The 13,127-nt window shown below is 29.6% G+C and carries 12 protein-coding genes and 2 tRNA genes; 5 read left to right on the top strand and 9 right to left on the bottom strand.

Annotated elements, in window-relative coordinates; genetic code table 11:
* Nucleotides 1-58 precede the first annotated feature (58 nt).
* The 8 genes from Q0370_RS01240 to glmS form a co-directional block, all read right to left on the bottom strand.
* A tRNA-Val gene (locus Q0370_RS01240) sits at nt 59-134 on the bottom strand.
* A 44-nt stretch (nt 135-178) separates the two neighbouring features.
* A tRNA-Glu gene (locus Q0370_RS01235) sits at nt 179-253 on the bottom strand.
* 118 nt (nt 254-371) lie between these two features.
* Nucleotides 372-962 carry a YigZ family protein gene (locus tag Q0370_RS01230; protein WP_299571011.1) on the bottom strand — a complete coding sequence of 197 codons (591 nt, stop codon included), beginning with the start codon at nt 960-962 and terminating at the stop codon, nt 372-374.
* 210 nt (nt 963-1,172) lie between these two features.
* Complete coding sequence (locus Q0370_RS01225) at nt 1,173-2,327, bottom strand: hypothetical protein (protein WP_299571009.1); 1,155 nt, start codon at nt 2,325-2,327, stop codon at nt 1,173-1,175.
* 17 nt (nt 2,328-2,344) lie between these two features.
* Entirely contained in the window at nt 2,345-3,226 is an 882-nt protein-coding gene (locus Q0370_RS01220; protein ID WP_299571007.1) for a hypothetical protein, read from the bottom strand.
* A gap of 132 nt (nt 3,227-3,358) precedes the next feature.
* A complete protein-coding gene (locus tag Q0370_RS01215; protein WP_299571005.1) occupies nt 3,359-4,123 on the bottom strand; it encodes a site-2 protease family protein in 765 nt (254 codons plus the stop codon).
* A gap of 367 nt (nt 4,124-4,490) precedes the next feature.
* The gene (locus Q0370_RS01210; RefSeq protein WP_299571003.1) at nt 4,491-4,802 is read right to left on the bottom strand and encodes a hypothetical protein; all 312 of its coding nucleotides are present in this window, start codon (nt 4,800-4,802) and stop codon (nt 4,491-4,493) included.
* A gap of 49 nt (nt 4,803-4,851) precedes the next feature.
* Nucleotides 4,852-6,681 carry a glutamine--fructose-6-phosphate transaminase (isomerizing) gene (gene glmS, locus Q0370_RS01205; protein WP_299571000.1) on the bottom strand — a complete coding sequence of 610 codons (1,830 nt, stop codon included), beginning with the start codon at nt 6,679-6,681 and terminating at the stop codon, nt 4,852-4,854.
* 548 nt (nt 6,682-7,229) lie between these two features.
* Here glmS and Q0370_RS01200 point away from each other — a divergent pair.
* The 5 genes from Q0370_RS01200 to Q0370_RS01180 all read left to right on the top strand — a co-directional run bounded on the left by Q0370_RS01200 (nt 7,230) and on the right by Q0370_RS01180 (nt 12,294).
* Entirely contained in the window at nt 7,230-8,111 is an 882-nt protein-coding gene (locus Q0370_RS01200) for a peptidylprolyl isomerase (RefSeq protein ID WP_299570997.1), read from the top strand.
* A 186-nt stretch (nt 8,112-8,297) separates the two neighbouring features.
* Complete coding sequence (locus tag Q0370_RS01195) at nt 8,298-9,812, top strand: hypothetical protein (protein ID WP_299570994.1); 1,515 nt, start codon at nt 8,298-8,300, stop codon at nt 9,810-9,812.
* Between the two features lie 84 nt (nt 9,813-9,896).
* Nucleotides 9,897-10,640 (top strand): phosphonate ABC transporter ATP-binding protein, encoded by a 744-nt coding sequence (gene phnC, locus Q0370_RS01190; RefSeq protein WP_299570992.1) that lies wholly within the window; start codon nt 9,897-9,899, stop codon nt 10,638-10,640.
* 23 nt (nt 10,641-10,663) lie between these two features.
* The gene (locus Q0370_RS01185) at nt 10,664-11,458 is read left to right on the top strand and encodes an ABC transporter permease (protein WP_299570989.1); all 795 of its coding nucleotides are present in this window, start codon (nt 10,664-10,666) and stop codon (nt 11,456-11,458) included.
* Nucleotides 11,459-11,487: 29 nt separating this feature from the next.
* Nucleotides 11,488-12,294, top strand: a complete 807-nt coding sequence (locus Q0370_RS01180) for an ABC transporter permease (RefSeq protein WP_299570986.1) — start codon at nt 11,488-11,490, stop codon at nt 12,292-12,294.
* Nucleotides 12,295-12,365: 71 nt separating this feature from the next.
* On the opposite strand, the gene Q0370_RS01175 is transcribed toward Q0370_RS01180, so the two are convergent.
* Nucleotides 12,366-13,082 (bottom strand): hypothetical protein, encoded by a 717-nt coding sequence (locus Q0370_RS01175; RefSeq protein WP_299570984.1) that lies wholly within the window; start codon nt 13,080-13,082, stop codon nt 12,366-12,368.
* Between the last annotated feature and the right edge of the window lie 45 nt (nt 13,083-13,127).

Raw genomic sequence — 13,127 nt, 5'->3', positions numbered from 1 at the left:
CTCGCGACATCTTGCGTGACAGGCAAGCACTCTAACCAACTGAGCTACACCTCCATAATGGTGGTCACAATTGGGATCGAACCAATGACCCCCTGCTTGTAAGGCAGGTGCTCTCCCAGCTGAGCTATGCGACCATAAATATTCACCATTTAATATTTTAATTATTCAGTTTTAAATTTGGTACGGCCTAGGGGGATCGAACCCCTGTTACCGGGATGAAAACCCGAGGTCCTAACCACTAGACGAAGGCCGCACATTCATTCCCTTATTTGTTATTATCACTAACAGACAAGAAATATAATATCATATTTGATTTTATTTGTCAACAATTTTTTCAAAAAAAATTGTTTCTCTTCAAAATTAACTATTTTTTATATTTTTATTACAATAATTTTCTGTAAGCTATTCAATTCATCTTCAATTTCATCATTTGCTAATATTTTCATTGTTACCCTGTTTGAATAATTTTTTTCCAATATTTCAATTCCAAATTTTGGAGTATTTTCATTCAAGAATGCTTCCATTTCTGAAGTATATTCATAGTCATAATCTATTATAAAAACAGATTTTTCAACATAGTCTATAATTTTTGCTTCATTAATAGCCAGTTTTGCTGTTTTGGCATAATTTCTTATAAGTCCACCAGCTCCCAGCTTTACTCCTCCAAAATATCTTGTAGCAACTAATGCCACATTATACACATCCAAAATATTCAGTATTTCTGCCATTGGCTTTCCTGCTGTATTGCTCGGTTCTCCATCATCATTGTACTTAAAATATTCCTGCCCATTTTCCATTACTCTGTAAAGCGGCACATTGTGAGTTGCATTTGGATGCATTTTTTTTATAGAATCAATAAATTTTTCTGCTTCAATTACTGTCGAAACTGGCTTAATGTAGCCAATAAATTTTGATTTTTTTTCTTCAAATTCGATTATTGTTTCTTTTGCTACAGTTTTCAACTTTTCCTCCTTTCGTTCTATAAATTTAAAATGATATTTATTATGTTATCATAAAAATAAAACTCAGACAACCTATTTTTGCAATCAAGTTCATCTGAGTTTCTATAATTTCTTATTGAGTTACTGGCTGTATCTGCACATATCCTTCCAACTGCTTAAATTTATTTGTACTTGTGAATTTCTTTTGTATCCTATTATAATCGACATCTGTCAGCTTTTTATATGATTTTTATTTTGAGTCTTCCCAGCCTTCTCTTTTTCCTTTTTTCTCTCATTTTCTAAAACTTCATCCAGCAGCTTAATTACTCTTGTGTTTTCAAAGTCTTTCCGATATTTTGCTATTACGTTATCATCAGCAACGGAAAGCATTTGGGCAACTGCAAGATACAATGCCAGCTCTGACTGTTCGTTAAAATAAACGTCTTCATAGCTCACATCTTTTGTCGAAACATTGTCAAGATAATATTTTACAGCATTTTCTATTCCATAGTTCATCATATTTTTCGCTATTTTTACTTCTGCGATTTTTAATTTAAATCCTCTTATATAGTCATCTGGAATCCCAAACTCCTTTTGATTTTTCGGAATTTTAAAATAATTAATTATTCGTTCATATTTACTAATTTCTTGTTTTTGAGTATCTAGAGTTTCCTTTCCGTTATCAAGAATCTCCTTTACACTTTCACTATAAGTTTGTGTATTTTCTAATACTTCTTCCTTATCTAAATCATCTTTTTTATCCTTATTTTCAATAATTCCCTTTTTATTATCGTATAAAAATCCATTAGGCAAATCATTTGCCTCATTATTAGTTTTATCTTCCTCTTCAGTCAAATAGTCACCTAATGTTTCAATAAACTTTACCATATCCAAATTCTCGCTTAATGTGTCAACAAGTTCCATCACTGCTGAATTTTTATAGTAACGTTTTATAAGATTGTAATAAAATTTTGCTTTTTTTTCATCGCCTTTTAACTTGTAATAGGTAAATTCGTTTGAAAGTTTATCAAATCTCGTTGAATAAGGAGCAATTTTATCCATATATTCCCTTGCTTTTTTAAAGTCCTTCTTTCCCCCTACTATGTAGGCTCCTACAAGAACTGATCCTAATGTTTCATTTCTTTCATCTTTTTCATAAATTTCCTTTAATTTCAAAAGGTTATCATTTTCATGCCCATCTTCTGTAAAAAAATTTTTTTCATCTTTAATATCATATTCAAATTTTATTGTTTCATCAATAACACTTTGCTTTATACCAATTTTTGAAAGCCTGTCCTGTATAAGTTCAGCTCTAGTATATGCTGGTAATTCGTATCCTAAAGAAAAAAATACTGGCAATGATAATGATACAAAAATTTTTTTCATAAACTTTCTCCTCTTTCCTAATTTACCATTTTTGATAAGAAATCCTTGTCCTTTTCAGTTTCAGTCTGGATTTTCTTAGCAATCCAAGTATCTTCCAATTTTGCTCCATTGCTTATTTTTAACAAATCTTCTTTTATTTCCTCATTCATTATTACAACATTAAAGTAAAGTATAACTTCAGCCCGTAAATTATAATTTTGTATTTCTTCACTTATATTCTCGTTCACAATATTGTCAAGATACTCTGCAACAGCAGTTTTTACCTCTCCTTTATCAAATAAATTACGGATTTTATTCAAATAATAAGTCAATTTCATAAAATAGTATTCTTCATCAGAAACTCCGATTTTTCGTCTTTCGCTCTCATTTTTTAATAATTTCAAAACTTTTTCTGTAAGCATCTGTTTTTCTTCAAAGTTCTTTGCCACAAAAATTTTTGCTAATGTTACTATTACTGTATCTTTATATTTTTTAGGAATTTCATCCATATATTTTTCAAAACTTGACATATCTCCCTTATCTAGAGCGTACATCATTTTTGAAAAAGTTTTTTCGTATTCATAAGGCGTATATTTTACAAATAAGTCAAGATATTTTTTATAATCTCCACTTATTTTAGATTCAAAAATAGTAATTAGAGCTTGAGCAGCTATATAGTTTCTCTCATCCTTCTGAAGAAGTTTTTCAAGTTTTGCCACTCTTTCACGAATAATTTTTTCATCATTTTCAAAATATTCTGTATCTCTAATTTCATAATCCAAAGCTATCGTTTCATCAATTAAAGCCTGCTTTATACCAAGCTTTGATAAAGTTTCCTGAATTTTTTCCTTTTGTGTAAATCCATACACCTCAAAATTTATTGCAAAAAATATTCCTAAAATCAAAAATAATTTTTTCATCTTTACCACATCCTTAAACTTTGATAAAAATACCTTTTCTAATATTTAAACTTACCTTCAAAATTGTAATACTATATTATATCCCATATTTTTGATTTTCAAAATTTTTTATTGAATTTTCTTATAATTTTTTTAAAAAGTTAAGTTAATATCTATTCCTGCAAGTTTCAAAAAAAAATCAACAATTACTAAAAAGCCTTGTGTTAAACGAGAGCCGCTAAAATAAACAATTACAAATATAATTAAAATTCCATATCTTTCAATTTTATTATAAAACTCTCTAATTTTATTTCCCGAAAAAGAATAAACTATTCTACCTCCATCAAGCGGAGTTATTGGTATTAAGTTGAACATTCCAAGCAAAAGGTTTATTACATAAACATAAATCATGACTGTCATAAAAATATTATCCATATCCAGATATTTACTACCTAGTTTTAAAAATACAAGTGAAATTCCTGCAAGAATAAAGTTTACTACTATTCCAGCGACTGCGACACAGAATAGTCCTAACCGATGTGGTCTTAAATTATAAAAATTAACCGGAACAGGCTTTGCCCACCCTACCAAAAATTTGAATCCGCTCAAAAGTATAAGAACCGGAAGAATTATTCCTGTCAATTCAATATGTTTAAGAGGATTTAGAGTAATTCTTCCCTCTCTTTTGGCAGTATCATCACCAAATTTATATGCCACATATCCGTGCGCCACTTCGTGAAGAGTCATTGATATTACAAATACCAAAAGTGAAATTATCATATCCCTTGAAATTTCTACCACAAAAAAAATCCTTGCAATAAAATAAATAATAATAGCAGCAATAATCCCCAGTTTTATTTCTGAATATTGGGGATTTAAAACCTTAAACCTGTCATAATAATTTTTTACTATTTTCACAAAACTTCCTTTCCAAAATCGCAGGCTTTTCGTCCAATTCCTGCCACATTTCTCTTTTACTCCTCTTCAATCCCCACTTTCGCATCTTTATTTTCCAAAACGATAATTTTTAGTTTATGTATTCTAGACTTTTTCATGCTTTCTTTTATTTATATTTAACAATCTCTTTTATATCAACTGATAAATACTTCTTATTCTCAATTCTCCTGACTTTTTTCAAATTCATAATCCAAGTTTATTTTTATTTAAGCTAATTATACCAAATTTCATAAAAAATAACAAAGAATTTTAAAAAAATAAATAAAAAATATATGGAGTACCAAAATTGATACTCCAACTAACCTTTTTTATTACATTTTTGTTTTTACTATTTTTTGAACATTCCAGTAACTTTATCTGCTAATCCCTTAGCTCCTTCTACTGTTTTGTCTAATGCTTCTTCAGCACCTTTTTTCACATCTTGAACAATTTTGTTATTTGCAGCTTTTTCTGCTAAATCTTTTGCACCTTCCACAGTTTTACCTAGAACATCTTCTGTTCCTTTTTTAATATTCTGAGCAACTTCGCTTCCTGCAATTTCCTTTGTTTTGTCAGCAGCTTTATCAGCTAAGTCCTTTGCTCCATCTACAGTTTTTTTAAGAGCATCTTCTGCTCCTTTTTTCAAATCATCAAAATTCATAATTCTTTCCTCCATTTTTTTTATTATTTATAATTATTAACTAATTATCCTATTCCACAGTTACTGATTTTGCCAAGTTTCTTGGTTTATCAACATCATTTCCTTTTAATTTTGATAAATAATATGCCAATAACTGATGAATTACGATTGTAGGAAATCCTGCATAGTCGTCTTCTACATTTGGAATATAGAACACTTCATCAGCCACTTCTTCTACAACTGTATTTCCTTCTTTTGCAATTGCAACAACATAAGCTCCTCTTGAAGTAACTTCTTTTATATTTGATACTGATTTTTCAAATAAGTCCGACTGTGTAACATTTACAACAACTGGCACTCCATCTGTAATTAATGCTATAGTTCCGTGTTTTAATTCTCCAGAGGCAAAAGCTTCTGAATGAATATATGAAATTTCTTTAGATTTTAATGCACCTTCTACAGCAATTACATAGTCAAGCCCACGTCCAAGGTAGAACATACTTTCATTATCTTTAATCTTATCTGCAACATCTTTTATTTTTTCATTATATTCCAGCATTTTCTGAATGCTTTGTTCCACTTCATATAATTTCTTAATGTCCTCAGTAGCTTCATCTTTTGTAATTTTTCCAAATTTATATGCAAAGTCTATTGCCATCAAGTATAAAATAACCATCTGAGTTGTATACGCCTTTGTAGAGGCAACGGCAATTTCAGGCCCTGCCCAAGTGTAAATAACATGATCCGCTTCCCTTGCTATCGAAGAACCAACTACGTTTGTAATTGCAACAACTCTTGCCCCATGTCTTTTTGCCTCTTTCATAGCCTCAAGCGTATCTAAAGTTTCTCCAGACTGGCTTAATACGATAACTAAAGCGTTATCATTAATTACAGGATTTCTATATCTAAATTCTGATGCAATGTCGACATCCACACGAATTCTTGTTTTTTTCTCAATAATATGCTTTCCAACAAGCCCAGCATGGTAAGCGGTTCCACAAGCTACAATATAAATATCATTAATTCCTTCCAAATATTCCTTTGTAAGTCCTGCATCATCAAAATTAATGTTATAATTTTCATCAACTCTGCTGTTCAAAGTTTTTATAAGCACTTCTGGCTGTTCAAAAATTTCTTTTTCCATAAAATACTCAAATCCACCTTTAGAAGCAGCTTCCAAATCCCACTCAATATGAGTTACATCTCTTTTTATCTCATTTCCGTCTACATCCATAATTTTTACAGAGTCTTTTTTTATTTCCACAATTTCATTATTTTCAATCAAATATACATCTCTAGTATATTTCAAAATTGCAGGAATATCCGACGCAATAAAGTTTTCTCCATCTCCAAGCCCTACAATAAGCGGACTTTCCTTTCTTGCCGCAATAATTCTGTCAGGCTCGTTTACAGACATAATCCCAAGTGCATACGCACCTTTTATAACTTTTAACAATTTCTTTACTGTTTCAAGCAAGTCTCCAGTATAAAGTTCATCTAACAAGTGAGCCACAACTTCTGTATCAGTTTCTGATTTAAACTCATACCCTTTTGCAACTAAATCTTTTTTTAGTTCCAGATAATTTTCAATGATTCCATTATGAACAACAACTAATGTTTTATCCTTGTTAAAATGAGGATGTGAATTTTCATCAGATGGCTTACCATGTGTTGCCCATCTTGTATGCCCTATCGCAACTGTCCCTAAAAGCGGATGTTTTTCTAGTTCATCAGCTAGATTCTGCAATCTTCCCACTTTTTTTACAATCTCAAATTTCTCATTTCCAGTATTAACAGCAATTCCAGCTGAATCATATCCTCTGTACTCCAACTTTTCTAACCCGTCAATAACAAATTCCTGAGCATTTTTAGCTCCAATGTAACCTACAATTCCACACATAATTTTCTCCTTCAATAATATAAAATTACTAGAAAATGCTACTATAATACCTTTGTAACTCCAATTACTCAGAATTTTTGTGTATCATTAAGGTTGTAACCACCTAAAGAGCATCCGCCGATAATTCGATAACTCTTTTCCCTCGTCTCCTTTTAAAGCAATATTTTTCCTATTAATTATCCCAAAAGGACTGGCGCTTTTCAATTTTTATTTTCTAGTTCAAATGATTATATCAAATTTTTTATATTTTTTCAATACATTGCTTTGATTTTAAAAAAAAGTAAATATTAAAAGTGAACTAAGTAAGTGTCATCCCACTCTGCTTACCTCATAGAGAGATTTAACTGTTACAATAAGGATTTTATTTCCAAGTATCTCTTAATAACATAACCTCTTTAATCCAATAGTAATAACTATTTTTATTAATTTTCTAAATCTTTAAGTACACTATCACTCTTTTTTTAATAAAGTTTGAAATGTTTGTAATGTTATGATATACTAAAGATATAATCTTAAAAACATAAAACCATTTTGGAGGAAAAGAAAAAATGAAAAATAAATTTAAAATAGCTATCTTGACAGCATTATGCACACTTGCGTTGTCTTGTGGAAATAGTAACGGAGGTAAAGTACTATTCGAATCGTCAGACAAAAAAATAAAAGTTTATGAAAAGGAAGTTAATAACGAACTGGAGAAAAGTCTATTTTCTAGTGGAATTTCTGAAAAAGAACTTACTCCTGAGCAAATTACACAAATGAAACATTCTATTATTAAAAATATCGCTCTAAACAGAGCTCTTGCCTTAAAAGCAAAAGAAAAAAAACTTGATAAAGACAAGAAATATACACAAAGCCAAGAAATTTTACAGGAACAATTACTGGCAAGTCTTGCAACATTAAGTGAAATCAACGAAAGAGCCAAAATTACAGATGCTGATGCTAAAGCTGCCTACGACGCCAACCAAGCTAGTTTTACACAACCTGAAGATTCAGTGCGATTGCAAGTTATAGTATTCCAGCCTACTGATACAGCAAAAGCTGAGCAGGCATTAAAGGAAGCTGTTGCAAATCCTAATAATTTTACTGCCTACGTAAATCAATACAATCCTGGAACTGAACAAAACGGACAAACACAATCAATTCTTCTAAGTCAGTTAGCAAGCCGATTTGGTTCAGTAAGTGAAGCTATCAAGGATGTTAAGGCAGGACAGGTTGTTAACAAAGTTGTAAATGATGGAAAAAGTTTGTATGTCGTGAAAGTTCTTGAAAGAAATCCTAAAGGACTGATACCTTTTGAAAGTGTTAAAGAAGGTATCAAAACTCAATTAAGAAATCAGAAAAGACAGATTGAACAACAAACTTACCTAAAATCAATTTCTGATGAATTTAAATTATCAAATATGGATGAAGCATTAAAAAATATTAAATAATCTAAAACTTTTAAAAATTTGGAAAGGAGCTGTTTTAAATAGATATAAATTTATAACATCTATTTTTGACAGCTTATTTGATGTAAAAACTACAGTAAACTTTAAACCCAAGCTTCAAGTTAATTATTTAATCTTACAGAAGCTTGATATTAAAAAGTTTTATCATATCTCAAAAGGAGGTTTTTTGTGAAAATTTTGAAATATTTATTAAGTCTTATACTAATAGCTTTGGTTATGATGCTTTTTGGCGTGATGTTTTCCAGCAATATTGTCACATATATGACAAAATCAAAAAATTCGGAATTTGAAAACGTAAAATTTTCTGTAAGAAACAGTGAAATGACTTTCGATAATTTTGTAGTCAATGGAAAAAGTCTTGGAAAAGGTCGAGCTACAGTTGGCATTGTACAAAGCGGACTATTTAACCTTGTACCAAAATTAACATTATCTAATTTGAAATTGGATGATGTAAATCTTGAAAGCATATATAAAGAAAAAAATTCTCAGATTGACACTTTTACTGAAAAAATAAATTCTCTTACTTCTCAAGAAAAATCTGACAAGACAACTGCAGATTTTATCAAGGAAACAACTGATAAGGTTACAACATTGTCAAATAATACAAACAACCTTATTAACAGCAAATGGAAAGAGAATATTGAAAAAATTAATGTTCTGAAAAAAGACTATGTAGGGCTTACAGACTTGAAGAGCAAGGCTCAAAAAATTGTAGAATTAAATAACGAAATTAAGCCATTAATAAAATCTATCAATTCTGAAAAAGAAAACATTGAAAAAAATATTTCTGAAATTGAGCTTGAAAGGGATATTGCACTTGCAAATGTTTCTGATAATTTGACTAAGCTTGAAAAAGAGATTTCATTGAATGATTTTAACAATAATTCTAACAATAATGTTCAAAATATGAATCTATATATATTCCTAGACAAAGGAAAAAATTTAGAAACTTCATTAAATACAGCTTTAAAAGCTACTTCCCTTATAAAAGAAATAAAGGATTTGAACATAAGAATTTCGGATATAAATATTAATGATGGTAAAATTGCGGTTAAAGGGCTAAATGGAAACAACTCGCAGATAAATGGAGAAGTTTTATTGGAAAATAATTCAAAAGCATTGATAAAAGGGATTAATAATGGTTATGAAATTATTTATAACAAAGATAATTTCACTTCCAAAACTTTATTTGCAATCAATAAAATAAGTTCTCTTATTGAATATTCAAAAAATGATTTACTTGAAGGAAGAATTGTAAAACTTGCCTCAGAGCTTATTTTAGAAAACAACAATTTCAAAAATTTAAATCATACTGTATTAACTGATGAGGAAAAAACACTGCTGACTCAAAAAATTGAAAACCTAAGAAATAATAATTATCAGCAAATTATGTCTAAATATGAAGAAGATAACAAAAATATCGAAACATTAATTGATAATGTATATGTCCAAAAAAATAAACTTGATAAACTTCAAAGAGACTTGCTATCATTGGGAACAATTATCACATTTGAACAAACAGCCAATGAAACTGCTGAAAATAATAGTCAAAATAATAATTCTACTATTAATGTTTTAAATAATCCAAGCTCTGTCAATAGCAATAACAGTAACACAAATAATAATACAGAAAAACAAAATAGCAATCAGAACACTAGCAAAATTAATATTGGAAATAAATAGAAGTTTTTAGGCATACCAAGATTGATATGCCTTATTTTTTAAAATATTATTTGTATAGTAAAATCATTTAGAAAGGAATTTTTTATGTTATTAAGTATAAAAAATGTTTCAAAAAAATATAATAACGGAACAAATGCCTTGAAAAATATTTCATTCGATGTGGAAAAAGGAGAATTTATATCGGTTATTGGTCCATCAGGCTCTGGAAAATCAACATTACTTAGAAGTATCAACAAAATGATTGATATCTCACAAGGTTCAATTTTATTTGAAGATAAAAATATTGAGAACTTGAAAAAAACACAAATCGAACTTGTAAGACGAGAAATTGGAATGATTTTTCAAAGTTATAATCTTGTGGAAAGGCTAACTGTTATTGAAAACGTGCTTCATGGACGGCTTGGATATAAATCAATAATTGCTGCAATATTGGGTATTTATTCAGAGGAAGAAAAAAAAGAAGCTTTTAGCTTTCTAGAAAGAGTAAATATGACTAAATATGCTTATCAAAAATGTAGTGAACTTTCAGGCGGGCAAAAGCAGCGTGTCGGTATTGCAAGGGCAATCATGCAAAAACCAAAATTGCTTCTTTGTGACGAGCCAATCGCCTCACTTGATCCAAAAACTGCTGAAAACATAATGGATTATCTAAAAAAAATTGTTACAGAACTAAAAATTACGTGTATTGTAAATCTTCATCAAGTCGACATTGCAAAAAAATATTCAGATAGAATAATCGCACTTAACAAAGGAGAAAAAATTTTTGACGATAAGGCAGAGAAACTTACAGAAAAAATGGTTGAATTTATTTATAAAGATGAAGAATAAATTTGATAAAATAAGGAGATTTTATGAATTTAACAAAAAAAGATATTTTTAAACAGCGATTTTATTCAAAAATTATACTGTTATCAACAATTGTAATACTTTATGGGATTTCATCTGTTATTTCAGGCTTCCAGAATGGAATGGCATTTTCCTCAATTCCAGCTGGAATTTTTTGGCTTTTACAAAAATTTATTCCTACACAAAATGCTCTGCAGTATTTTCCTGAAATTTTAGATTCAGCATTAAAGACTGTCCTGCTTGCTATAACTTCCACAATGATTTCATCAATTTTTGCCCTTTTTCTTGCAATAATTGGCTCAAATTCGACTGGAATAAATATTTTTACCAAAGTTATAACAAAAGTAATTGCTTCTTTTTTTAGAAATATTCCAATCGTAGCATGGGCATTAATACTGGTATTTTCATTCAAGCAGAGCCAATTTACAGGCTTTCTCGCATTATTCCTAATTACATTTGGCTATCTTACACGTGCCTTTTCTGAAACAATTGACGATGTTGCGGGCGACGTAATTGAAGCCCTAAAATCAGTAGGAGCTTCATACTTTCAAATAATATTTTGTGGAGTTATTCCAAGTGTATCCTCACAACTTGTATCATGGCTTCTTTTCTTTATTGAAACTGGAGTTCGTGAATCAACTTTAGTTGGTATTTTAACAGGAACTGGAATTGGATTTACATTCAGCCTGTATTATAAAAGTTTTCGTTACGATGCCGCAGGACTTGTAATTCTAGTTGTTACCGTTATTGTAATCGGAATAGAAATGCTCTCAAACAAACTTAGAAATGAACTGATGTAAATATCAAACAGAAAGAAGGTGAATATCCTTTGAAAAAAATAAAAATTAGAAAATTTACAAAATCAAGATTCTATCTATACACAACTTTATCTGTTTTATCAATTATTACAATTTATACATTAATTACAATGGGTTTTGATAACGTGAATATTGCTAAAGCAACTGTACATTTTTTTAAAGACTTAAAAACAATGTTCTTTTCCCCAAGATTATCTGACAGGTACACATATAGCCAAGTATTTCTTAGTCTTGCTGTAACAATCGCCCTTGCTGTACTTACCACAATAATCGGATCATTTATCGCATTGTTTTTTTCGTTTTTTGCAGCTAAAAATTTATCAAGCTCATATATATCAAAAGCTGTCAAAATAGGAATTACATTTATTCGTGCAATTCCAACAATATTATGGGTTATGGTATTTTCAGTCGTTGCAAATATTGGTGTTGAAGCAGCTATTATTGGTATGACTTTCCATAGTGTCGCCTACCTCGTAAAAGCCTATTCTGAAAGTATCGAAGAAATAGATAACGGCATTATAGAAGCTCTAAAAGCAACTGGAGCATCATTCTGGAAAATTATTTTTCAAGGAATTTTACCAAGCACTGTAACTTCCATTCTATCCTGGACATTCATCCGTTTTGAGATAAACTTTACAAATGCTGTATTAGTAGGAGCTGCAGCTGGAGCTGGGGGAATTGGTTATGATATGTTTATGGCTGGAACCATGTACTTTGATATAAGAGAAATTGGGGTATTTGTATATCTAATATTTGGTGTAGCAATTATATTGGAATTTATTTCATATTTTTTGAGAAAAAAATATTTAAAAAATTAAATTCACAATTAAGAATCGTAAATAAAAAATCTCTAAAATAGAAATTGTTCTAAATTAGAGATCTTTTTATTTTAGAATCCGAAACTATATCCAAAGCTTAATGTAACAAATTTGTTATTAACTTTTGTATTCCATTTATCATATTCATATGTTGTAGAACCACCAATAGATTGAGCAGAACTCATAAATCTATTTTCAACTTTACTTCTAATTACATTGTAAGATAAATCAACAAAGAAATTTTTGTATTTTAATCCTGTACCAAGTCCATAATACAATCCATTTTTTAATTTATAACTTTCATCTATTCTTCCTGCTACATCTGGATATGTCGAAGTATTTGTTGTATATTTAGATTCTAATTTACCTGAATTTATTGAGTATCCTAAGTTAGCTTTTACATAAGGAACTATATCTTCTGAAGGTGTAGTAAAATTGTATCTTGCAGTTGCATAAATTGGAAATGCATTGAATTTTTTACTTGTTACATTTGTTGGATATACATCTCCTGTTGTACCATCGTCAATAAGAGCTTCATCAATGGCATTTTTCTTAAAGCTGTTTGTCTTATAAAATATACCTCCTCCAACTTCAAATCCTGTTCCTAAATTTCTTCTATATTCTGCACCAAGTTCAAACCCTCTTTTTAATAAATCAAAACTTCCATTTTCATCTTTGATTTTTGCTTTTGAACTGAAATCAAACCCTGCTCTAACATCAACTGTATTTCCTTCAGCAAAAGAAGCTAATGCTGTGATCATAAAAATCGATAAAATTAATTTTTTCATAATAATCCTCCTATTATTTTTTATTTACTTTATTAGTATACCATA

Source organism: uncultured Leptotrichia sp., from assembly GCF_938036635.1.
Classification (GTDB): domain Bacteria; phylum Fusobacteriota; class Fusobacteriia; order Fusobacteriales; family Leptotrichiaceae; genus Leptotrichia; species Leptotrichia hongkongensis.
The sequence above is the reverse complement of the archived record's forward strand: the minus strand, read 5'-3'. Positions and strand labels throughout refer to the sequence as shown.